Raw genomic sequence first — 20,976 nt, forward strand, 5'->3', positions numbered from 1 at the left:
GCAAGATGATCGTGGCAGGGCCGCGTGACGGGAGGCCGATTTCGACCATGACCACATCACCCATCGCCGCCGTCATCCTTGCCGCGGGCAGCGGCACCCGGATGAAGTCGGATCTGCACAAGGTTCTGCACCCGATCGCCGGGCGACCGATGCTGCTACACCTGATCGATACCGTCGCCAGCCTGTCGCCCGAGCGGGCGGTGGTGGTGGTCGGCGCGCGCCGCGAGCAGGTCGAGGCCGCGGTGGCGCCGCATGGCGTGGTCAGCGCGCAGCAGGCCGAACAGCTCGGCACGGGCCATGCCGTCATGCAGGCGCGCGAGGCATTGACGGGCTTCGATGGCGACGTGCTGGTCCTCTATGGCGATGTGCCGCTGGTGACCGAGGAGACGATGCGCCGGATGGTCGGCCGGCTGCACGAGTCCGACGCGCCCAGCGTGGTGGTGCTTGGCTTCCGCCCCGCCGATGCGGCCGCCTATGGCCGGGTGATCGTCGATGGCGATGGGCGCATCGAGAAGATCGTGGAGTATAAGGACGCTTCGCCCGAGGAGCGCGCGGTCACCCTGTGCAATTCGGGGCTGATGGCAGTGCGGTCGGCGGACCTGTTCGCGCTGCTGGACCGGCTGGGCAACGACAATGCCGCGGGCGAATATTATCTGACCGACATCGTCGAGCTTTCGGCCGTCCATGCCGGCGGCGCGACGGTAATCGAGACCGATGCCGCCGAAGTGGCCGGGGTGAACAGCCGCAGCGATCTGGCGGCGGTGGAGGCCGATTGGCAGCAGGTGCGCCGCGCGCAGGCGATGGCCGAAGGCGCGACGCTGACCGCACCGGAGACAGTGTGGTTCGCCTATGACACGGTGCTGGGCCGCGACGTGACGATTGAGCCCAACGTCGTGTTCGGGCCGGGTGTGACGGTGGCGGACGGAGTCAACATCCGCGCCTTCAGCCATATCGAGGGCGCGAGCATCGCGACCGGTGCCGAGATCGGCCCCTATGCCCGGCTGCGTCCCGGCACGGTGGTTGGCGAGAAGGCCAAGATCGGCAATTTCGTCGAGACCAAGAAGACGGTTCTGGGCAAGGGTGCGAAGGCCAATCACCTCACCTATCTGGGCGATGCGGAGGTGGGCGCGGGCGCGAACATCGGCGCGGGCACCATCACCTGCAACTATGACGGTTTCTTCAAATACGGCACGCGGATCGGCGCGGGCGCCTTTATCGGATCGAACAGCGCGCTGGTCGCGCCGGTGGCGATCGGTGACGGCGCGATCGTGGCGGCGGGCGCGGTGGTGACCAAGGATGTCGAAGCCGATGCACTGGCGCTGGTGCGGCCCGAACAAGTGGCCAAGCCCGGCTGGGCGAAGCGGTTTCGAGCAATGATGCAGGCGAGGAAGGCAGCGAAATGAGTGACCGTTACGAAGGCAAGCCCTTCCTCCGTCTGGTCGATTGCTATGTGCTCGACGCGATCGGGCATCTCGATCCGGATCAGGATGCGCAGTTGGTCGAGATGACGCCGCAATTCCGCGAGATCTTTGGCGAAGAAGGCGACTGGCGCGAGATCGTGGTGGCGCGGATGCAGTTCCCCGAGGGTATGGCGGGCGCGATCCGTCAGGTCTGGGACAGCGGCCATGCCCGGTTCGTCGCGGCGAACGGCCGCGAGCCCGACCCGGAGGAATTCACCCGGTTCTTCGTCGACACCAATTTCCCGCACTGATGCGGCTGGGGATGAACTGAAATGTGTGGAATCGTCGGAATCCTGGGCAGGGAAGATGTCGCCGACCGGCTGCTCGACGGGCTCAAGCGCCTCGAATATCGCGGCTATGACTCGGCGGGCATCGCGACGATCGTCGATGGCGTGATCGCGCGGCGGCGCGCATCGGGCAAGCTGATCAACCTTAGCCGCGAACTGGCCTCAGATCCGCTGCCGGGCACCGTCGGTATCGCGCACACGCGCTGGGCGACGCATGGCGGCCCGACGACCAACAACGCGCACCCGCACGCGACGGGCGAAGTCGCGCTGGTCCACAACGGCATCATCGAGAATTTCAAGCCGCTGCGCGAGGAACTGCTGGCGCGCGGCCGCAAGCTGGAGAGCGAGACCGACACCGAGATCGTCGCCCATCTGGTGAGCGAGCAGGTCGAGAATGGCGTCGATCCGGTCGAGGCGGTGAAGGGGGTGCTGCCGCGGCTGCACGGCGCCTTTGCGCTCGCCATCCTGTTCCGCAGCCATCCCGACATGCTGATCGGGGCGCGGCTCGGCTCGCCGCTGGTGGTCGGGTACGGAGATGGCGAGACCTATCTCGGCTCCGACGCGCTGGCGCTGGCGCCGCTGACCCAGCGTATCTCGTATCTGGAGGAGGGCGACTGGGTCGTGCTGACCCGGTCGGGCGTTCAGGTCTATGACGTCGACAACAATCCGGTCGAGCGGCCGATCGTCAATTCGGGCGCATCGGGCCAGCTGATCGACAAGGGCAACCATCGCCACTTCATGGCGAAGGAGATCTACGAACAGCCGATCGTGGTGGCGCAGACGCTGCGCAGCTATCTCCAGCGGCTCGAGGATCAGGTGACGCTGCCGATCCCCGACTTCGACCTGTCTTCGGTCAAGCGCGTCACGATCGTCGCATGCGGCACCAGCTATTATGCCGGGATGGTCGCCAAATACTGGTTCGAGCAGTTCGCGCGCGTCGCGGTCGACATCGATGTCGCGTCGGAGTTCCGCTACCGTGCGCCGGTGATGGAGGATGGCGGGCTGATGATCGTCATCAGCCAGTCGGGCGAGACCGCCGACACGCTCGCCGCTTTGCGCCATGCCAAGGCCGAGGGGCAGACGATCGCCGCCGTGGTCAATGTGCCGACCAGCACGATGGCGCGCGAGGCGGACCTGCTGCTGCCGACGCATGCGGGGCCCGAGATCGGCGTCGCCTCGACCAAGGCCTTCACCTGCCAGCTCGCGGTGCTCGCCGCGCTCGCCGCCAACCTCGCCAAGGCGAAGGGGCGGATGGACGCGGCCGAGGAAAAGGAGATCGTCCGGCATCTGTCCGAGGCGCCGGCCGCGCTCAACGCCGCGCTTGCGTATGACGAGGCGATCGAGGGGATGGCGGGCGCCGTCGCGGGCGCACGCGACGTGCTCTATCTGGGGCGCGGGACCGATTATCCGCTGGCGCTGGAAGGCGCGCTCAAGCTCAAGGAAATCAGCTACATCCATGCCGAAGGCTATGCCGCGGGCGAGATGAAGCACGGCCCGATCGCGCTGATCGACGAGAATGTCCCGGTGATCGTGATCGCACCCAGCGGGCCGCTGTTCGAGAAGACCGTCAGCAACATGCAGGAAGTGCAGGCGCGTGGCGGCAAGGTGGTGCTGATCAGCGACTATGACGGGATAGAAGCAGCGGGCGAGGGGTGTATCGCCACGATCACCATGCCCAAGGTCCACCCGCTGATCGCGCCGATCGTCTATGCGGTACCGGTGCAACTGCTCGCCTATCATGTCGCGGTGGCCAAGGGCACTGATGTCGATCAGCCGCGCAACCTCGCCAAATCGGTGACGGTGGAGTAGCCGCGATGATCGTCGCCCGCCGCTGGCTGATCGGGGCTACGCTTGGCCTCGCGGCGTTCCCGGCGGCGGCACAGCGCGGCGAGGGGCCGCTGGTGCTGGCGGCGGCGAGCCTGCAGGAATCGATGACCGCAGCGGCCGATGCCTGGGCGCGCAAGGGGCATGCCCGGCCGGTGATCTCCTTCGCCGCATCGTCGGTGCTGGCGCGACAGGTGACGGCGGGCGCGCGGGCGGACCTGTTCGTGTCGGCCGATCAGGAATGGATGGACGATCTCGAGCAGCGGGCGATGCTCGCACCGGGCACGCGCGTCTCGTTCCTCGGCAACCGGCTGGTGCTGGTGGCGCGTGCGGACGCCGCTGCCGAACGGCGGCCGCTGGCGGCGATGCTGCGCGGGCGGATCGCAGTGGCCGATCCGGCGTCGGTGCCCGCCGGCCGCTATGCCGAGGCGGCGCTGCGCAAGCTGAAATTATGGGATGCCGCCGCGCCGCAACTGGTGCGGGCGGAGAATGTCCGCGCGGCGCTTGCGTTGGTCGAACGCGGAGCGGCGCCCTATGGCATTGTCTACGCCACCGATGCGCGGGCTTCGACGCGGGTGCGCGTGGCGGGTGTGTTCCCGCAATCGAGCCATCCGCCGATCGTCTATCCGCTCGCGCGGCTGAAGACCTCCTCGCACCCCGAGGCAGAGGGGTTCCGGCGCTTCCTGTTGTCGAATGAAGGCCGCGCGATCTTCACCCGCTACGGCTTCTCGCGGCGCTGATGCTGGAAAGCGGCACCTGGCCGGTCGTTGTCCTGTCGCTCAAGGTCGGGCTGGTTGCGACGGCGGTGACGCTGCCGATCGCCTTTGCGCTTGCCTGGCTGCTCGCCCGCATGCGCTTTCCCGGGAAGGTGCTGGTCGACGGGCTGATCCATCTCCCGCTGGTGGTACCGCCGGTAGTGACCGGCTGGCTGCTGCTGCTCGCCTTCGCTCCTGCCGGCCCGATTGGCGGATGGCTCGAACACTGGTTCGGGGTCAGCGTGATGTTCCGCTGGACCGGCGCAGCGATTGCGGCGGGGGTGATGGCGCTGCCGCTGATGGTCCGCGCGATGCGCCTGTCGATCGAGGCGGTCGATCGGCGGCTGGAGAATGCCGCGCGGACCCTTGGGGCGAGCCGGTCGCGCGTGTTTCGCACGATCACCTTGCCGCTCGCCCTGCCCGGCGTGCTGGCGGCGGCGGTGCTGGGCTTCGCCCGCGCGCTGGGCGAGTTCGGCGCGACGATCACCTTCGTCTCCAACGTCCCGGGCGAGACCCAGACCTTGCCGCTCGCCATCTATGCGGCGCTGCAGACGCCCGATGGCGAGGCGCAGGTGCTGCGGCTGGCGCTGATCTCGGTCGTGTTGTCGCTGGCGGCGCTGGTGGCGTCGGAACTGCTCGCGCGGCGGGCGGGGCGAGGCGTCCATGTCCTTTGACATCGCGGTCGAGAAGCGCCGGGGCGATGCGCAGGTGACCTGCCGGATCGAGGGCGGGGAGGGGATCACCGTGTTGTTCGGCCCCTCGGGCGTGGGCAAGACCAGCGTGCTTGACATGGTCGCAGGGCTGCTGGAGCCGGATACGGGCCATGTGCGCGTCGGCGGTGAGACGCTGTTCGATGCGGCCACGGGCGAGGACGTTCCGCCCGAGCGACGCCGCGCCGGCTATGTGTTCCAGGACGCGCGGCTGTTCCCCCATCTCAGCGTCCGCAGGAACCTGCTCTACGGCGCGGGCGGCGACCCATCGGGGCTGGACGATCTGGCGAACCGGTTCGACATCGCGCATCTGCTCGACCGCTGGCCGCGCTCGCTTTCGGGCGGCGAGGCGCGGCGCGTCGCGATCGGCCGGGCGCTGCTGGCGAAACCCCGCTTCCTGCTGCTCGACGAACCGCTGTCGTCGCTCGACCGTGCCCGGCGCGAGGAGGTGATGCGCGTGATCGAGCGGCTGCGCGACGAATCCGGCCTGCCGATCCTGATGGTCACCCATGATCCGGCCGAAGCCGAACGGCTGGGGCAGCGGATTATCGAGATTTAGCCGGCGTTGCGTCGGGCGTCGGGGAAGCGCCCGGCGGCGCCGTGAACTCGAGCCAGTCCGTGAACGGCAGGCCATAGAGCAGGTCGAAGAATTCGAGCTGCAATCGCGCCGGCTTGCCCGTGTTGCTGTTCCACAGCATCACGATGCCGCTCTTGTCCGCCGGATCGAACAGGACGAGCGAGCCATAGCCGTCCACCGATCCGCGATGTCCGACCAGCGGATGGCCGGCATAGTTGAAGCTGCGCCAGCCAAGGCCGTATGAGGCATTTGTCAGCGCGCGATCCATCGGCCCGCGCGGTCCGTGCGGCGGGGTCGGGACCCGGGCGCGGTGCATCATCTCAAGCGCGGCCGGTGACAGCACGGTGGGCGCATTGCCCATCTGCGCTTGCATCCAGATCAGCAGGTCGCGGATCGACGAATTGACGCCGCCCGCGGCGGGCACGCGATAATAGGCGTCGTTGACCGTGACGAGTGCCTTGCCCTTGCGGTGCGGATGTGCCCAGCTTGCCGCCGTCTGCAATCCCACCTGGCCGACGCTGGCGTTGCGCATCCCCAGCGGCTCGAACAGGCGTTTGCGCGCCAGGCTGGCATAGTCCTCGCCCGTCGCGCCCTCGACGATCTCGGTCACGGTATCATACGCGATGTTCTGATAGCCGTAGCAGGTGCCCGGCGGACAATGGACGGGCAGGGTGCCCAGCGCCGCCCGCAATGTCTTCGGATCCTCGCCCGCCTCGAGCCGCTCGTCCCACGCGTTCCGGACCAGCCCGACGCGGTGCGACAGGACATTGGCGACGGTGACGTTGCTCCAGTCGCCCGGCAGCGTCAGCGTCGTGTTCAGCGACGCCACCGGCGCGTTGAGCGACAGCTTCCCTTCCTCGACAAGCTTGATCACCAGCGCGGAGGCGACCCCCTTGGACACCGACGCCCAGCGGAACACCGTGTCCGGTGACACAGCGGTGCCGCTATGCGCGACCGTCTCGCCAAAGCCCTTTACGAAGCGGACTTGCCCGTTCTCGACCGTGCCGACGGCCAAGCCGACCATGTCGGGTTCCTGCATCAGCCGCGCGATCCGTGCCTCCAGCCGCTTGTAATCGACGCGTGCGGGGGTTTCGGGTCGATGCACCTCGCCATTCGCGGTCGCTTCGGGCGGTTGGGCAGGCGTGGATTGGCGCGTGGCGAAGTGAGAGGCCGCGAAGACGCCGGCTCCCAGCGTCACCACGGAAAGCGCGATCAATGCCTTGCGTCGCCCGGTACTCAATAGGCGCATCTGCGTTCCATTTTCGCGCGTGCGGATCATGGGGGACTGGAGCGGGTGAGGGGAATCGAACCCCCGTCGTAAGCTTGGGAAGCTTCTGCTCTACCATTGAGCTACACCCGCTCGGGTGAGCGCTGCCATAGGATGCGGGCGAGGTTCCGTTCAAGTCCCTTCTTGAACTTTGGCACGATCCGGCGGCATGGGGCGGCGCGAGGAGAGTTCCGATGAAGCTGCGTTCCATGCTGTTCGTTCCCGGTGACCGGCCCGACCGGATGGAAAAGGCGTTGGCCAGCGGCGCCGATGCCCTGATCCTCGACCTTGAGGATTCGGTCACCCCGGCCAACAAGGGCGCCGCGCGACAGGCGGTGGCGAAGTTCCTGGCTGAGACCCATAGCGAGGTGAGCCTGTGGGTTCGGGTCAATCCGCTCGATTCGGGAATGACGCATGACGATCTTGGTGCCGCGCATGGCGCTGACGGCATCGTCCTGCCCAAGGCGGAAAGCGGCGCCGACGTCGCCTCGCTCGATGCGATGCTCGGCGGGATCGCCGCGCGCATCCTGCCGATCGCGACCGAGACTCCGGCGGCGGTGTTCGGTCTCGGCAGCTATGCCGGCTGTTCGCCGCGCCTTGCCGGGATCACCTGGGGCGCCGAAGATCTGCCCGCCGCGATCGGCGCGGTCTCCTCGCGCGAGAAGGACGGCAGCTACACCCCGCCCTATGAAATGGTTCGTGCGCTGACGCTGTTCGGCGCGCATGCCGCGGGTGTGCGGGCGATCGAGACCGTCTATCCCGATTTCCGCAACCTCGACGGGCTCAAGGCCTATTGCGCGCGGGCGATGCGCGATGGCTTCACCGGGATGATGGCGATCCACCCGGCGCAGATCGAGATCATCAACGCCGCCTTCACCCCGTCCGAGGAAGCGGTCGCGCACGCCCAGCGCGTTGTCGCGGCATTCGCGGCCAATCCGGAAGCGGGCGCGCTCCAACTCGACGGCAAGATGATCGACGCCCCGCATCTCAAGCAGGCCGAGGCATTGCTGAAGCGTGCTGGCGTCGCGTGAGCGGGGAGTTTCATCGCGGCGATCTGGAGCGGCTGCGCACTGCCGGCCGCTACCGGTCGCTGACGCCAAGGACTGGCATCGACTTCGCGTCGAACGACTATCTCGGCCTCGCGAACGACCAGAGGCTGCGCGATGCGGTCGCGGCGGCACTGGATCGCGACGTCGCCGTGGGATCGGGCGGATCGCGGCTGCTGCGCGGCAACGATCCCGAGATCGCGGCGCTCGAGGCCGAAGCCGCGACGATGTTCGGGGCCGAGGCTGCCTTGTTCTTCTCGACCGGCTTTGCCGCGAACGTGGCGCTGCTGGCGACCTTGCCCCAGCCGGGCGACCTGATCGTCCATGACGCGCTGATCCATGCCAGCGTGCATGATGGCCTCAAGCTGTCGCGCGCGCCGTCGGTGGCGGCCGCGCATAACGACGCGCAGGCGGTCGACGACGCCATCGCTTCATGGCGCGGGCAGGGCGGCACCGGAACGCCGTGGATCGCGGTCGAGAGCCTCTATTCGATGGACGGCGACCGCGCGCCGATCGCCGCGCTCGCCGAGGTCGCCGCACGGCATGACGCCATGCTGATCGTCGACGAGGCGCATGCGACCGGTGTGTGGGGCAGCGGCGGTCGCGGCCTCGCCGCGACGCTGGAAGGACGTCCCAACATCATCACGTTGCATACCTGCGGCAAGGCGCTGGGCTGCGAGGGCGCATTGGTCTGCGGGCCACGGGTCTTTATCGACTTCCTCGTCAACCGCGCGCGCCCCTTCATCTTCTCGACCGCGCCGTCGCCGCTGATGGCGGCCGCGGTGCGGGAGGCATTGCGGATCGTCGCCGACGAGCCTGCGCGGCGCGAGACGCTGCACTGGCTGATCGCCCATGCCGAGCGCGTGCTGGCGCCGCTCGGCGTGACGCCGACCGGGTCGCAGGTGCTCCCGCTGATCGTCGGTGGCGACGCCGAGACGATGGTGCGCGCTGCGGCGGTGCAGGCGAAGGGCTTTGACGTCCGCGGCATCCGCCCGCCGACGGTGCCCGCGGGAACGGCGCGGTTGCGCATCTCGCTCACGCTCAACGTTACTCAGGGCGATATCGACCGGCTGGCGGATGCGCTGAAATGATCGTCGTCACCGGAACGGATACCGGCGTCGGCAAGACGGTCGCCGCCGCCGCGCTCGCCTGGCGGCTGAACGCTGCGTACTGGAAGCCGGTCCAGGCGGGGCTGGACGAGGAAACCGACAGCGAGGCCGTGGCGCGGCTCGCCGACGTCGATGTCCTGCCCGAGGCCTATCGGCTGATCACGCCCTGCTCGCCGCATCGCGCTGCCGAGATCGACGGTGTGACGATCGATCCTGAGCGCCTGACGCCGCGGCCCGGCCGGGTGGTGATCGAGGGCGCGGGCGGGGCGCTCGTGCCGCTGACCCGCGAGCTGGTCTATGCCGATCTGTTTGCGCGCTGGGGGCTGCCCGTGGTGGTGGTCGCGCGCACCACGCTCGGAACCATTAACCACGCTTTGCTGACGATCGAGGCTTTGCGTGCCCGCTCAATATGGGTAGGCGGCATTCTCTTCTCGGGGAACGCGATGCCGGACAGCGAGGCGACGATCTGTGGGATGGGCAAGGTCCGGTCGCTCGGCCGGATCCCGGTGCTCGACCCGCTGACCCCGGAGACGTTGCGGACCGCGGCTGAAGCGCTCGATTTGACGGACCTCGCATGAAGAAGTCGCCCGTCTGGCACCCCTTCACCCAGCATGGCCTCAATGAGCCGGTGCCGCTGGTGACGCACGCCGAGGGTGCGGCGCTCCACACCGCCGACGGGCGGCGGGTGATCGATGCGATCTCGTCCTGGTGGGTGACCACGCACGGCCATTGCCATCCGCGCATCGTGGCGGCGATCCGCGATCAGGCGGAAAGGCTCGACCAGCTGATCTTCGCGGGCTGGACGCACGAGCCCGCCGAGACGGTCGCGCGCGGCCTGGTGGCGATGATGCCGCGCCCGCTCGATCATGTCTTCTTCTCCGACAGCGGATCGACCAGCGTCGAGGTCGCGATCAAGATGGCGCTCGGCCATTTCGCCAATCGCGGTGAGCCGCGTCACCGCATCATCGTGATGCAGGGCAGCTATCATGGCGACACGATCGGCGGCATGTCGGTCGGCGCGCGCGGCGTGTTCAATCGCAGCTATGCGCCGTTGCTGTTCGACGTCGATACCATCCCGTTCCCGGAGGGTGCGAACGAGTATCGCGCGCTTGACGCGCTCGAACAGCTCTGCGCCCAGTCGCCGCCGCCTGCCGCGATGATCGTGGAGCCGCTGGTGCTCGGTGCCGGCGGGATGCGAATGTACACGCCCGGCGTGCTGCGGGCGATGCGGGAGATCTGCGCCGCGCATGGCGTGCTGTTCATCGCGGACGAGGTGATGACCGGCTGGGGCCGCACCGGCACCCTGCTGGCGTGCGAGCAGGCGGCGGTGGTGCCCGACCTGCTGTGCCTGTCCAAGGGGCTGACGGGCGGATCGCTGCCGCTCGCGGTGACGATGGCGACGCCCGAGGTCTTCGAATCGCACCGGTCGAAGGACCGGGCGAAGATGTTCTTCCATTCGTCGAGCTACACCGCCAACCCGATCGCCTGCGCTGCCGCGGCGGCAAACCTCGCCATCTGGCGCGAGGAACCGGTGCTCGAGCGGGTTGCGCATCTTGCGCACCGCCAGCGCAGCTACAGCCGCGCGCTCGCCGGGAAGGTGAACAACCTCAGGCAATTGGGCACGATCGTCGCGATGGAGATCGAAGCGCCGCAGGGCGCCTATCTCTCGGTCGTCGGTCCGCGGTTGATGAGCTTCTTCCGCGAGCGCAACGTGCTGCTCCGCCCGCTCGGCAACACCGTCTACGTCATGCCGCCTTATTGTATCTCGGATGAGGATCTCGCCCGCGTCTATGCCGTGATCGGCGAAGCGCTGGAGGCTTAGGCCGCCCTCAGTTCCGCCAGGAAGGCGTTGACCGTATTGCCCAGCGCGTCCGCCTCGGCGCGGATGCGTCCGGCGAGGCCGCCCATTTCACCCGCGCTGCTCGATGCCGAGCGTGCGGTCGCGCCGATCGCCTCGACATCGCCATGGATCTGCGCGCCCGCAGAGACGGCTTCCTCGACCGTGAGCGCGATCAGGCTGGTGGTGTCGCGCTGCGTGCCCACCGCATCCTCGACCGTGTCGGACAGGCGGGCCATCGCGGCGATCGCCGCCTCGACCTGGGCGTGGCCATCGGCGACCTGGACGATGCCGCCGCGGATCTCCTCGACATGCGCGGTGATGCGCTTGGCGGCGACCCCGGCCTGGGTGGCGAGGATCTTCACCTCGTTGGCGACGACGGTGAAGCCGCGCCCCGCATCGCCGGCGCGTGCAGCCTCGATCGTCGCGTTGAGCGCGAGCAGGTTCACCTGCTTGGCGATCTCGCCGATCAGACCGATCACGGCATCGATCGACTGCGCCGAGTGCATCAGCCCGTCCATCCGCGCGCTACCCGCGCTCACCAGTGCGACAGCATCCGCTGCGGCGGTCTTGGCTCGGACGGTGTCGGTGTTGATCGCGGCAAAGGCGCCCGCGAGCAGGCGGCCCCGGTCGGCGATGTCGCGCATCGACAGGCTGGTCTGTCCAGCGGCGGCGGCGACCGCCGCGGCGCGATCGCCGGTATCGGCGGCCCGGCTCTCGGTTTCCTTGGCATTGCCCGCGATGAAGCGGGCGAGGTCGGTGAGCGCACGGGCAAGTCCTGCGACCTGGCGCTCGAACCGGGCGGTCGCTGCCTCGATCCGCTGCGCTCGCTCGACCCGCAGATGCGCCGCGGCAAGATCGCGCGTCGAGGCAAGGTGGACGAGCCGACGGTTGGCGACGACCGCGAACAGCCGGTCCTGATGCGTGACGATCATCCCCTCGGCCCCGTTCGCAGCGCGATAGGCCTCGATCAGCGCGCCCGGGTCCTGATCGACCTCGGCGGTCGGGCAGGCGCGGACATGCGCGGCGAGGCCGTTGCCATAGGCAGGGTTGCGCATCAGCGCATGGCCGAACGGGTTGAGCAGCAGGCGCCGCACATCCTTCTCGAACACCGCGCCGATCGCTCGGTGGCGGCTATCGACCACCGGCAGCAGCCGCAGCTCCATGTTCGTCTGGAACAGGTCGATCGCCTTGAACAGCGTGTCGCTCTGGCGAAGGAAGGGCGGGTTTCGCTCGGTCGTGGTCAGCCAGTCCCGCATGGTGAGGGCGTGGGGCAGGTCGACCGGGGCGGCGGGTGCGCGGAACATGGCCTCCACCTAGGGCGCTCAGGGTAAATGCGATCTTATCCGGGCGTGACAGTTTGAAGACAAATGGCGGTTTTTCGCGCCTTTTTGCGGTTAACCCTCAAGTTGTGAGCGATGCCGCCCCGCCAGCGCGGTCAGCCAGTCGGCGAATGCCGCGACATGCGGGAAATGCCGCGTCTCTTCGTGCGTCACCATCCAGAAGCTGCGCCGGATGCGGATATCGGGCAGCACGCGCGTCAGTTTGCGGTCCGCGTCGCCGATGAAGCAGGGCAGCACCGCGATGCCCGCGCCCGCCGTTGTCATCCGGTATTGCGCGTTGATGCTCGACGATCGCAGCTGCGGCTCGGGCGCGCCCGGCACCTCGTCCAGGTAACGCAGCTCGGGCGCGTAGAGGATGTCGGGGACATAGCCGATCATCCGGTGGTCGCGCAGCTGCTCGGGCGCGGTCAGCGGTGCGCTGCGGGCGAGATAGTCGTTCGAGGCGTAAAGCCGCAGGCCATAATCGGCGAGCTTGCGCGTCAGCAGCGGCCCGCGGCGGGGGCGGGCGAGCAGCACCGCGACATCGGTCTCGCGCCGCGTCGGGTTGAGGAAGCCGCTGGTCGCGACCAGATCGACCGCCAGCCCCGGATGCGCGTCGGCCAGCTCGCCCAGATAGCGGCTGACGAACCAGGTGCCGAAGCCTTCGGACACGCTCGCCCGGATCGTGCCGCGTACCGCGCCGCCGGGGTCGCGGCTGCCGATCGCGGCGGCGGCACGCTCCATCGCGCGGGCATGGGTCAGCAGCCGCTCGCCGGCCGGGGTCAGCGACTGGCCGTCCTGCCCCTGTTCGAACAGCCGCTCGCCCAGCGCCTTCTCCAGCCGGCGCAGGCGCCGTCCCGCAGTCGTGGCGTCGATCTCCAGCGCCTGCGCCGCCTTTGCGAGCTGCCCGGTGCGGGCAATCGCGAGGAAGATCGGCAAGTCGCTCCAGTCCATGACCTGCAAATATGCAGCTTATGCCTGCATGTCGATGGGTTGCCGCTAGGGCGCGCGCGGGTGCATCACCATCGGCAAAAGGAGAGTCTGAAATGGCGACGGCGGTCCGCGAGATTTCGCACTTCATCGGCAATGCGGCGACGGCCGGGACCGGCACACGCCGTTCCGACGTGTTCGATCCCAATACCGGCGCAATCCAGGCGCAGGTGACGCTCGGCGCTCAGGCCGATCTCGACGCCGCAATGGCGAATGCGCTCAAGGCGCAGCCCGGCTGGGCGGCGACCAACCCGCAGCGCCGCGCCCGCGTCATGTTCAACTTCAAGGCGCTGATCGAAAAGAACATGGACGAGCTGGCGCATCTGCTCAGCTCCGAACATGGCAAGGTGATCGCCGACTCCAGGGGCGACATCCAGCGCGGGCTTGAGGTGATCGAGTTCGCCTGCGGCATCCCGCATGTGCTCAAGGGCGAATATACCCAGGGCGCGGGGCCGGGGATCGACGTCTATTCGATGCGCCAGCCGCTCGGCGTGGTCGCGGGCATCACCCCGTTCAACTTCCCGGCGATGATCCCGATGTGGATGTTCGGCGTCGCCATCGCCTGCGGCAATGCCTTCATCCTTAAGCCGTCGGAGCGCGATCCCAGCGTCCCGGTGCGCCTCGCGCAGCTGATGCTCGAGGCCGGCCTGCCCGAAGGCGTGCTTCAGGTCGTTCAGGGCGACAAGGAGATGGTCGACGCGATCCTCGACCACCCGGAGATCAAGGCGGTGAGCTTCGTCGGCTCGTCCGACATCGCGCATTATGTCTATCGCCGCGGCGTCGAGGCCGGAAAGCGCGTCCAGGCGATGGGCGGCGCCAAGAACCACGGCATCGTCATGCCCGACGCCGACCTCGATCAGGTCGTCAACGACCTTGCCGGCGCCGCCTTCGGCTCGGCGGGCGAGCGTTGCATGGCGCTTCCGGTGGTGGTCCCAGTCGGCGACAAGACCGCCGAAGCGCTCCGCGCCAAGCTGCTGCCCGCGATCGAGGCGCTGCGCGTCGGCGTCTCGACCGATGCCGAAGCGCATTACGGCCCGGTCGTCACCGCCGCGCACCGCGCCAAGATCGAAAGCTACATCCAGATGGGCGTCGACGAAGGCGCCGAGCTGGTCGTCGATGGCCGCGGCTTCAGCCTCCAGGGGCATGAGCAGGGCTTCTTCATCGGCCCAAGCCTGTTCGATCGCGTGACCCCGCAGATGCGGAGCTATCAGGAGGAGATTTTCGGCCCGGTTCTCCAGATGGTCCGCGCCGACAGCTTCGAAGCGGCGCTGCGCCTGCCGAGCGATCACCAGTATGGCAACGGCGTCGCGATCTTCACCCGCAACGGCCATGCCGCGCGCGAGTTCGCCGCGCGCGTCAATGTTGGCATGGTCGGCATCAACGTGCCGATCCCGGTGCCGGTCGCCTATCACACCTTTGGCGGCTGGAAGCGTTCGGCGTTCGGCGACACCAATCAGCACGGCATGGAAGGCATCAAGTTCTTCACCAAGGTGAAGACGGTCACCCAGCGCTGGCCGGATGGTTCGCCTGACGGCGGCAACGCATTCGTCATCCCGACGATGGGCTGAGATGCCCTGCCACCCCGAATATCCTGTTCCTCCGACCGCCGCTGACTTATGGTCCGGCGGGCCGGGGGGCGATCGCGGGAAAAGGGTGGCAAGTCATGAAAGCGTCTACACTCTGGATCATCGCCGGCATTCTTTCGCTGGTCGGCGGCGTACTTGCACTGTTCAATCCATTCGCCGCCACGCTGACGGCGGTGTTCCTGGCCGGATGGATCTTCCTGTTCAGCGGGATTGTCCATCTGATCTCGGCCTTCTCCGAAACGGGGACGGGCGCGAAGATCTGGGCCATCCTCTGGGCGGTCGTCGTGACGCTGCTCGGTATCGCGATCCTCGCCAATCCGCTTGCGGGGACCCTGTCGCTCACGCTCACCGCGGCGATCCTGTTCCTCGCCTCGGGGCTGTTCCGCGTGATCTTCGCCGTCCAGGTGCGCGGCACCCGGCTGTTCTGGCCGCTGCTGCTGACCGGCCTGATCGCGATCGGCCTCGGCGTCTATGTGTTCGCGACCTATCCGGGTTCCGCCGCAGTCCTGCTGGGCACGCTGCTGGGGATCGAGCTGATCTTCAACGGGATGGCGCTGATCATGCTCTATCTCGCCGGAAAGGCCGTGAAATCGGCGTTCGAGGCGGTGGCCGAACCGGCACCCTGACGTTCCATCGCGGATCGCAACCGTCCGGCCGTCCTGTTGGTGAACGTGCGGCTGATGGCCGGACGGTGCGCCATGCTATGGGCATCGCCATCTCATGAAACGGCGGGAGAAGGCGATGCGTTGGCTTGCGGCTCTGGTGGCGTGTCTGGTGATGGCGGTGCCCGCCGCCGCGCAAAAGCGGATCGCGATCAGCTTCGACGATGCGCCACGCCACGCCGGCGCCTTCATGACGCCTGACGCGCGGGCGAAGATGCTGATCAAGTCGCTGCGCAAGGCCAAGGTCAAGCAGGCGGCCTTCTTCGTCACCGTCGGCAATCTGGAGCGGGCGGGCAACGGCAACGGTGCGGCGAACATCGCGGCCTATGTCGCCGCGGGACATGTCATCGCCAACCACAGCTTCGCGCACCAGCGGTTGAGCGGCATGACTGCCGAGGCCTATCTCGCCGATATCGACCGCGCCCAGATCTGGCTCAAGGATCGCCCCGGCTATCGCCCCTGGTTCCGCTTCCCGTTTCTGGATGAGGGCGGCAAGGACAAGGCCAAGCGCGACGCGGTGCGCGAAGGGCTCAAGGCGCGCGGCCTGTCCAACGGCTATGTCACCGCCGAGTCGGTCGACTGGTATATCGACGATCAGGCGAGCGCGGCGAAGAGGGCCGGCAAGCGCGTCGATCTCGACGCGCTGCGTGACCTCTATGTCGAAAGCCATGTCGAGGCCGCCGAATTCTACGACGGGCTGATGGTGAAGACCGTTGGCCGTCAGCCCGTTCAGATGATGCTGCTGCACGAGAATGACGTCGCGGCGATGTTCGTCGACGAACTGGTCGCGGCATTGCGGGCGAAGGGGTGGGAGATCGTGACGGCCGATGCCGCTTATGCCGATCCGCTCGGTGAGCAGGTTCCCGACGCGCCGGTCGCGCAAGGCACGCTGACCGAGGCGCTGGCCTGGCAGAAGGGCCTGCCCGCGCCGCGCTGGTATGCGCGCAATGATCTCGATCTCATGGGTCCGCTGTTCCGCCGCCGTGTGCTGGGCGAGGCGGAATGAGCGCCGTGCTACATCGGGTCCTGGCGGCCCTTGATCGTATCTTCGACCACGCGCTGCTGCTGCGATCCATAGCGCGGCCCCTGATCGCGGACATGGCACCCCTCCTGCTTTTCGCAGATGCCGACGGCAAGGCTGTTGAGCGCATCGGGCGTGGTGCAGGCGCCCAGCAGAAGCAGCGGCGCGGCAAGAGCAAGACGAAGCTTCACGGTTCGTGGACCCCAATCGTTACGCCTGATCAATTACACGGCGCACCTGCCCTGTCCAGCCGGTGGCGGCCGCGCCGGAGCGCGGCCGCTGGAGCGTCAGATACCGATTTCGGTCCATTCGACGGTCGATCCGCCGCCGCTGTTGGTCAGGTTGCTGGTCGTGTTGTAGGCGCCCATCTTCGCGTAGAAATGGCGCCCCGACTTGAGCTGTCCGCCATCGTAGACGGTGCCCGCGCGGTCGCCGTCCGGGTTCGACTTCTGGCACTTCACGCCGTTGATGTAATAGGACGGGCTCTGGCCGGTGCTGACCGACATGCTGATCGTATAGTAGGTGCCGACGGTGACCGTCGGCGCGCCGCTGCACAGCTGCCCGCCCTGGACGATATAGAATTCGAAGTTCGACGTGCCCGATTTGGGCCGGATGGCAAGCTGGGTGACCGGCTCGGACGGGCCCGAGGTCTGGCCGGCGGCGACGACGTTCAGCACCTGCATCAGGCTCACCCATTTGCCGCCGCTCACCAGCTTGAACCGGCCGGTGGCGGAGACGCCGGTGGTGCTCGAACTGCCGCGCAACTCGGCGCGGCCGGGGACGCTGTCCGTCCGCTGCTGGATGATGAAGCGGTGACCGCCGCTGATGTTCTGGATCTGGCCGCGCGAATCGACATCGGTCGTATAGGCATAGGCAACGGTGGCCACGCCCATTGCCGCGATGGCGGCGGCAATGGCGAGGCGGCGGGGGGATACGGATTTCTTCGTCGTGATCTTCATGACGTCCCACTCCTGTTATCCGGTATTCATCGCGCGGCTCCAGCCGCATTGTCCAGAGTTGTAGGACAACTGATACCGGTGTCAGCTAGGTGTGACAGCCCTCCGGAAATGGCAAGAGTGAAAATTGGCTTGCGGCGCGTTAGTGCTTCGGCGCCCGCGCGACCGTGCTCGCCCGCGTGTACAGGACCCCATTTATGACCGACCAGTTCGACCTCAACGAAGACCAGCGCGCGATCCAGGAGATGGCGCGCAAGTTCACCGCGGACGCGATCACCCCGCACGCCGCCGAGTGGGATGAGAAGCACATCTTCCCGCGCGAGACGGTGAAGGCCGCGGCCGAGCTCGGCTTCGGCGCGATCTACGTCTCCGAGGAGAGCGGCGGGATCGGTCTCGGACGGCTGGAGTCGGCGTTGATCATGGAGGCGATGGCCTATGGCTGCCCTGCGACCAGCGCCTTCATCTCGATCCACAACATGGCGAGCTGGATGATCGACCGCTTCGGGTCGCAGACGGTGAAGGACCGGTATCTGCCCCAGCTCGTCACCGCCGACTGGCTGGCGAGCTATTGCCTGACCGAGCCGTCCTCGGGCTCCGACGCCGCCGCGCTCAAGACCACGGCCCGGCGCGAGGGCGACGTGTTCGTCGTCAACGGCTCGAAGCAGTTCATCTCTGGCGCGGGCGAGAATGAGCTGTACGTGACGATGGTCCGCACCGGCGCCGATGGTCCCAAGGGCATTTCGTGCCTTGCGATCGAAAAGGACATGCCCGGCGTCAGCTTCGGCGCCAATGAACGCAAACTCGGCTGGCACGCCCAACCCACCCGCCAGGTCATGTTCGATAATGTCCGCGTGCCGGTCGAGAATCTGATCGGCGGCGAGGGCGAGGGTTTCCGCATCGCGATGATGGGGCTCGACGGCGGGCGGCTCAACATCGGCGCCTGCTCGCTCGGCGGGGCGCAGCGCTGCCTCGACGAGGCGGTGCAGTACACCAGGGACCGCAAGCAGTTCGGCTCGGCGATCGCCGACTTCCAGAACACCCAGTTCACCCTCGCCGACATGGCGACCGAGCTCGAGGCGGCACGCGCCTTGCTCTACCTCGCCGCGGCGAAGGTGACCTCGAACGCGCCCGACAAGACGAAGTTCGCGGCGATGGCCAAGCGCTTCGCGACCGATACCGGATCGTCGGTGGTCGACCGCGCGCTCCAGCTCCATGGCGGCTATGGCTATCTCATGGACTATCCGATCGAGCGCTTCTGGCGCGACCTGCGCGTCCATTCGATTCTCGAGGGCACCAATCAGGTGATGCGGATGATCGTCGGGCGTGAGCTAACGCGCCAATGAACCGGCATTGGTCAGATCTTGACGACCAGAACCGCCTTGAGGCCTTTCGGTTCTTGGATCAGCTCGAATTCGACGCGATCGCCCGCGCTGATCGTCCACTGATCCTGTGCGATCAGAGTTTGGTAGTGTACGACCGCCTCCCGTCCGTCGTCCGTGGCGATAATACCGAAACCCTTGGGAGGGTTGAACCATTTGACGACACCGGTGGTGCGCATGTCTTCCTCCCTCTGTTCCAACCGCAGGATAGGCCGGTGCGGTTCGCGCCACAATTACGGGTAATTGCATGACTGACGATGTCCTGATCTTCGTCGAAGGCAAGGTCGGCCGTATCCGGCTCAACCGGCCCAAGGCGATCCATGCGCTCAACACCGGCATGTGCGCGGCGATCCTCGACGCGCTGATCGCCTGGCGCGACGACACCGGCGTCGAAGCGGTGATGATCGACCATGCCGAGGGTCGTGGCTTCTGCGCGGGCGGCGATATCCGCATGATCGCGGAGAGCGGCGCGGGCGACGGCAGTGCGGCGCGCGACTTCTTCCGGGTCGAGTACCGGATGAACCACGCGCTGTTCACCTATGCCAAGCCGATCGTCGCCTTCATGGACGGCATCACCATGGGCGGCGGCGTCGGGATCAGCCAGCCGGCCAAATATCGCGTCGCGACCGAGAATACGAAGCTCGCAATGCCGGAAACGGGAATCGGCCTGTTCCCCGATGTCGGCGGCGGCTGGTATCTCTCGCGGCTGGCGGGACGCACCGGCCAGTATCTCGCGCTGACCGGACATCGCCTTGACGGTGCCGAGTGCCTCGCACTGGGGTTGGCGAGCCATTACCTCCACTCGGACTCCTTGGAGGATGCCAAGGCGCGGATCGTTGCCGATCCGCAGACGATCGAGGGCGTGCTGGACGAACTGTCCTCGCCGTCGCCCGACGCTCGCATCCTCGCCCATCGCGGGGCGATCGACCGGCTGTTCGCATCGGACAAGCTTGAGGATGTGCTTGCCGCGCTCGAAGCCGACCCCGGCGAATGGGCGGCGCAGCAGCTTGCGACGCTTCACACCAAGTCGCCCCAGACGATGAAGGTCAGCCTCAAGCTGCTGCTCGACGGCAAGACGATGCCGACCTTCGAGGACGAGATGCGGCAGGAATTCGCGGTCGCCAGCCATGTCGTGCAGCGTCACGATTTTGTCGAAGGCGTGCGCGCGCTGATCGTGGACAAGGACAATGCGCCGAACTGGAATCCCGCGACTGCCGAAGAGGTAAGCGATCACCTGATCGACCAGATCTTCGCGCCGCTGCCGGAGGGGGAGGCGTGGAGCCCGGCGCCGTGACGGCATTTTCCTACAGATATGCCGTCATGATAGCCTTGGGCTGACCGGCGGCGGCGCGGCGGGAAAATCCTCGCGCGCGTAGCAGTGTGACTTTTGGGACTTTTGGGGAGCGTTTCGTGACCGATTATCAGACCATCCTCGTCGAACATCGCGGCGCCGTCACGCTGGTGACGCTCAACCGCCCGCAGGCGCTCAACGCGCTCAACAGCGAAGTCCTCAGCGAGCTGCTCGACGCTTTCGCCAAGTTCGACGCCGATCCCTCACAGGGCTGCGCCGTGCTGACCGGCAGCGAGAAGGCGTTCGCCGCCGGCGCCGACATCAAGGAGATGCAGGCGCAGGGTTTTGCCGACATGTACGGCCACAATTTCTTCGCGGGCTGGGATCAGTTCACCCGCACGCGCAAGCCGATCATCGCCGCGGTTTCGGGCTTCGCGCTCGGCGGCGGGTGCGAGCTGGCGATGATGTGCGACTTCATCCTCGCTGCGGATACCGCCAAGTTCGGCCAGCCTGAGATCAAGCTCGCGGTCGCGCCCGGCATGGGCGGGTCGCAGCGCCTGACCCGCGCGGTCGGCAAGGCCAAGGCGATGGAGATGTGCCTCACCGGCCGCATGATGGGCGCTGAGGAGGCCGAGCGCGCCGGCCTCGTCAGCCGCATCGTTCCCGCCGCCGATCTGCTTGAGGATGCGCTCAAGACCGCCGCCGCGATCGCCGGCATGGCGCCGCTGTCGGTGCTGGCGAACAAGGAAATGGTCAACGCCGCGTTCGAAACGACGCTGGCGCAGGGTGTTCAGTTCGAGCGACGCCTGTTCCACGGCCTGTTCGGTACCGCCGATCAGAAGGAAGGCATGGCGGCGTTCGTCGAGAAGCGCCCGGGCAACTGGACGGGGAAGTAAT

Annotated in this window: 22 protein-coding genes and 1 tRNA gene; 16 read left to right on the forward strand and 7 right to left on the reverse strand. The window is 67.4% G+C overall.

The features are described 5' to 3' along the window. The first annotated feature begins 47 nt into the window (after positions 1-47). Genes glmU through AC07TU_RS07630 form a run of 6 tightly spaced genes read left to right on the forward strand, consistent with a single transcriptional unit; the run spans position 48 to position 5,595 of the window. Positions 48-1,403, forward strand: coding sequence for a bifunctional UDP-N-acetylglucosamine diphosphorylase/glucosamine-1-phosphate N-acetyltransferase GlmU (gene glmU, locus AC07TU_RS07605; protein WP_495187314.1), 1,356 nt, complete (start codon positions 48-50; stop codon positions 1,401-1,403). Continuing rightward, positions 1,400-1,711, forward strand: a complete 312-nt coding sequence (locus tag AC07TU_RS07610; RefSeq protein WP_495187315.1) for a hypothetical protein — start codon at positions 1,400-1,402, stop codon at positions 1,709-1,711. Before glmU ends, AC07TU_RS07610 begins: the two co-directional genes overlap by 4 nt. Before the next feature lie 21 nt (positions 1,712-1,732). Next, the gene (glmS, locus tag AC07TU_RS07615) at positions 1,733-3,556 is read left to right on the forward strand and encodes a glutamine--fructose-6-phosphate transaminase (isomerizing) (protein WP_495187316.1); all 1,824 of its coding nucleotides are present in this window, start codon (positions 1,733-1,735) and stop codon (positions 3,554-3,556) included. Positions 3,557-3,561: 5 nt separating this feature from the next. After that, positions 3,562-4,311, forward strand: a complete 750-nt coding sequence (gene modA / locus AC07TU_RS07620) for a molybdate ABC transporter substrate-binding protein (protein WP_495187317.1) — start codon at positions 3,562-3,564, stop codon at positions 4,309-4,311. Further along, positions 4,311-5,000: a molybdate ABC transporter permease subunit gene (gene modB, locus AC07TU_RS07625; protein WP_495187318.1), complete on the forward strand. Its 690-nt coding sequence runs from the start codon at positions 4,311-4,313 to the stop codon at positions 4,998-5,000. Before modA ends, modB begins: the two co-directional genes overlap by 1 nt. After that, positions 4,990-5,595, forward strand: coding sequence for an ATP-binding cassette domain-containing protein (locus tag AC07TU_RS07630; RefSeq protein WP_495187319.1), 606 nt, complete (start codon positions 4,990-4,992; stop codon positions 5,593-5,595). Before modB ends, AC07TU_RS07630 begins: the two co-directional genes overlap by 11 nt. Here the strand turns inward: AC07TU_RS07630 and AC07TU_RS07635 are convergent. Beyond that, positions 5,582-6,862: a serine hydrolase domain-containing protein gene (locus AC07TU_RS07635; RefSeq protein WP_495187320.1), complete on the reverse strand. Its 1,281-nt coding sequence runs from the start codon at positions 6,860-6,862 to the stop codon at positions 5,582-5,584. The two genes, AC07TU_RS07630 and AC07TU_RS07635, sit on opposite strands and share 14 nt — an antisense overlap. Positions 6,863-6,899: 37 nt before the next feature. Then, positions 6,900-6,973 (reverse strand) — tRNA-Gly (locus AC07TU_RS07640). Between the two features lie 101 nt (positions 6,974-7,074). Between AC07TU_RS07640 and AC07TU_RS07645 the strand changes: the two genes are divergently transcribed. From AC07TU_RS07645 to AC07TU_RS07660, 4 genes are read left to right on the forward strand one after another with little or no spacing between them, the layout of a single operon-like run. Next, positions 7,075-7,911 (forward strand): HpcH/HpaI aldolase/citrate lyase family protein, encoded by an 837-nt coding sequence (locus tag AC07TU_RS07645; protein WP_495187321.1) that lies wholly within the window; start codon positions 7,075-7,077, stop codon positions 7,909-7,911. Beyond that, positions 7,908-9,017, forward strand: coding sequence for an 8-amino-7-oxononanoate synthase (locus AC07TU_RS07650; protein WP_495187322.1), 1,110 nt, complete (start codon positions 7,908-7,910; stop codon positions 9,015-9,017). Before AC07TU_RS07645 ends, AC07TU_RS07650 begins: the two co-directional genes overlap by 4 nt. Further along, positions 9,014-9,613, forward strand: coding sequence for a dethiobiotin synthase (bioD, locus tag AC07TU_RS07655; RefSeq protein ID WP_495187323.1), 600 nt, complete (start codon positions 9,014-9,016; stop codon positions 9,611-9,613). The genes AC07TU_RS07650 and bioD overlap by 4 nt, the downstream gene beginning before the upstream one ends. Continuing rightward, positions 9,610-10,857, forward strand: coding sequence for an adenosylmethionine--8-amino-7-oxononanoate transaminase (locus tag AC07TU_RS07660; RefSeq protein ID WP_495187324.1), 1,248 nt, complete (start codon positions 9,610-9,612; stop codon positions 10,855-10,857). The genes bioD and AC07TU_RS07660 overlap by 4 nt, the downstream gene beginning before the upstream one ends. Here the strand turns inward: AC07TU_RS07660 and AC07TU_RS07665 are convergent. Next, on the reverse strand, positions 10,854-12,179 hold the full coding sequence (locus tag AC07TU_RS07665) for a methyl-accepting chemotaxis protein (protein ID WP_495187325.1): 1,326 nt from the start codon (positions 12,177-12,179) through the stop codon (positions 10,854-10,856). The genes AC07TU_RS07660 and AC07TU_RS07665 overlap by 4 nt on opposite strands. Positions 12,180-12,269: 90 nt before the next feature. Continuing rightward, entirely contained in the window at positions 12,270-13,148 is an 879-nt protein-coding gene (locus AC07TU_RS07670; RefSeq protein ID WP_495187326.1) for a LysR family transcriptional regulator, read from the reverse strand. Between the two features lie 92 nt (positions 13,149-13,240). Between AC07TU_RS07670 and AC07TU_RS07675 the strand changes: the two genes are divergently transcribed. The 3 genes from AC07TU_RS07675 to AC07TU_RS07685 all read left to right on the forward strand — a co-directional run bounded on the left by AC07TU_RS07675 (position 13,241) and on the right by AC07TU_RS07685 (position 16,438). Then, the gene (locus AC07TU_RS07675; RefSeq protein ID WP_495187327.1) at positions 13,241-14,752 is read left to right on the forward strand and encodes a CoA-acylating methylmalonate-semialdehyde dehydrogenase; all 1,512 of its coding nucleotides are present in this window, start codon (positions 13,241-13,243) and stop codon (positions 14,750-14,752) included. 95 nt (positions 14,753-14,847) lie between these two features. Further along, positions 14,848-15,396, forward strand: a complete 549-nt coding sequence (locus tag AC07TU_RS07680; protein WP_495187328.1) for an HdeD family acid-resistance protein — start codon at positions 14,848-14,850, stop codon at positions 15,394-15,396. Positions 15,397-15,511: 115 nt separating this feature from the next. Continuing rightward, complete coding sequence (locus AC07TU_RS07685) at positions 15,512-16,438, forward strand: polysaccharide deacetylase family protein (RefSeq protein WP_495187329.1); 927 nt, start codon at positions 15,512-15,514, stop codon at positions 16,436-16,438. A gap of 8 nt (positions 16,439-16,446) precedes the next feature. Here the strand turns inward: AC07TU_RS07685 and AC07TU_RS07690 are convergent, their stop codons facing one another. Both AC07TU_RS07690 and AC07TU_RS07695 read right to left on the reverse strand, forming a co-directional pair. Continuing rightward, positions 16,447-16,644, reverse strand: a complete 198-nt coding sequence (locus AC07TU_RS07690; RefSeq protein ID WP_495187330.1) for a hypothetical protein — start codon at positions 16,642-16,644, stop codon at positions 16,447-16,449. A gap of 96 nt (positions 16,645-16,740) precedes the next feature. After that, complete coding sequence (locus AC07TU_RS07695) at positions 16,741-17,412, reverse strand: hypothetical protein (RefSeq protein WP_495187331.1); 672 nt, start codon at positions 17,410-17,412, stop codon at positions 16,741-16,743. 194 nt (positions 17,413-17,606) lie between these two features. Between AC07TU_RS07695 and AC07TU_RS07700 the strand changes: the two genes are divergently transcribed. Beyond that, a complete protein-coding gene (locus tag AC07TU_RS07700; protein ID WP_495187332.1) occupies positions 17,607-18,752 on the forward strand; it encodes an acyl-CoA dehydrogenase family protein in 1,146 nt (381 codons plus the stop codon). 11 nt (positions 18,753-18,763) lie between these two features. Here AC07TU_RS07700 and AC07TU_RS07705 read toward each other — a convergent pair whose 3' ends face one another. Further along, positions 18,764-18,967, reverse strand: a complete 204-nt coding sequence (locus AC07TU_RS07705) for a cold-shock protein (protein ID WP_495187333.1) — start codon at positions 18,965-18,967, stop codon at positions 18,764-18,766. A 68-nt stretch (positions 18,968-19,035) separates the two neighbouring features. Between AC07TU_RS07705 and AC07TU_RS07710 the strand changes: the two genes are divergently transcribed. After that, a complete protein-coding gene (locus AC07TU_RS07710; protein ID WP_495187334.1) occupies positions 19,036-20,082 on the forward strand; it encodes an enoyl-CoA hydratase/isomerase family protein in 1,047 nt (348 codons plus the stop codon). Between the two features lie 116 nt (positions 20,083-20,198). Beyond that, a complete protein-coding gene (locus AC07TU_RS07715) occupies positions 20,199-20,975 on the forward strand; it encodes an enoyl-CoA hydratase (protein ID WP_495187335.1) in 777 nt (258 codons plus the stop codon). Position 20,976 lies beyond the last annotated feature (1 nt).

The sequence above is a fragment of the Sphingomonas sp. GW821-FHT03E12 genome, from assembly GCF_059420685.1.

Coding starts and splice junctions, on each gene's coding strand:
- glmU (WP_495187314.1), top strand. CDS start 48: ATGACCACATCACCCATCGCCGCCGTCATCCTTGCCGCGGGCAGCGGC.
- AC07TU_RS07610 (WP_495187315.1), top strand. CDS start 1,400: ATGAGTGACCGTTACGAAGGCAAGCCCTTCCTCCGTCTGGTCGATTGC.
- glmS (WP_495187316.1), top strand. CDS start 1,733: ATGTGTGGAATCGTCGGAATCCTGGGCAGGGAAGATGTCGCCGACCGG.
- modA (WP_495187317.1), top strand. CDS start 3,562: ATGATCGTCGCCCGCCGCTGGCTGATCGGGGCTACGCTTGGCCTCGCG.
- modB (WP_495187318.1), top strand. CDS start 4,311: ATGCTGGAAAGCGGCACCTGGCCGGTCGTTGTCCTGTCGCTCAAGGTC.
- AC07TU_RS07630 (WP_495187319.1), top strand. CDS start 4,990: ATGTCCTTTGACATCGCGGTCGAGAAGCGCCGGGGCGATGCGCAGGTG.
- AC07TU_RS07635 (WP_495187320.1), bottom strand. CDS start 6,862: ATGCGCCTATTGAGTACCGGGCGACGCAAGGCATTGATCGCGCTTTCC.
- AC07TU_RS07645 (WP_495187321.1), top strand. CDS start 7,075: ATGAAGCTGCGTTCCATGCTGTTCGTTCCCGGTGACCGGCCCGACCGG.
- bioD (WP_495187323.1), top strand. CDS start 9,014: ATGATCGTCGTCACCGGAACGGATACCGGCGTCGGCAAGACGGTCGCC.
- AC07TU_RS07660 (WP_495187324.1), top strand. CDS start 9,610: ATGAAGAAGTCGCCCGTCTGGCACCCCTTCACCCAGCATGGCCTCAAT.
- AC07TU_RS07665 (WP_495187325.1), bottom strand. CDS start 12,179: ATGTTCCGCGCACCCGCCGCCCCGGTCGACCTGCCCCACGCCCTCACC.
- AC07TU_RS07670 (WP_495187326.1), bottom strand. CDS start 13,148: ATGGACTGGAGCGACTTGCCGATCTTCCTCGCGATTGCCCGCACCGGG.
- AC07TU_RS07675 (WP_495187327.1), top strand. CDS start 13,241: ATGGCGACGGCGGTCCGCGAGATTTCGCACTTCATCGGCAATGCGGCG.
- AC07TU_RS07680 (WP_495187328.1), top strand. CDS start 14,848: ATGAAAGCGTCTACACTCTGGATCATCGCCGGCATTCTTTCGCTGGTC.
- AC07TU_RS07685 (WP_495187329.1), top strand. CDS start 15,512: ATGCGTTGGCTTGCGGCTCTGGTGGCGTGTCTGGTGATGGCGGTGCCC.
- AC07TU_RS07695 (WP_495187331.1), bottom strand. CDS start 17,412: ATGAAGATCACGACGAAGAAATCCGTATCCCCCCGCCGCCTCGCCATT.
- AC07TU_RS07700 (WP_495187332.1), top strand. CDS start 17,607: ATGACCGACCAGTTCGACCTCAACGAAGACCAGCGCGCGATCCAGGAG.
- AC07TU_RS07705 (WP_495187333.1), bottom strand. CDS start 18,967: ATGCGCACCACCGGTGTCGTCAAATGGTTCAACCCTCCCAAGGGTTTC.
- AC07TU_RS07710 (WP_495187334.1), top strand. CDS start 19,036: ATGACTGACGATGTCCTGATCTTCGTCGAAGGCAAGGTCGGCCGTATC.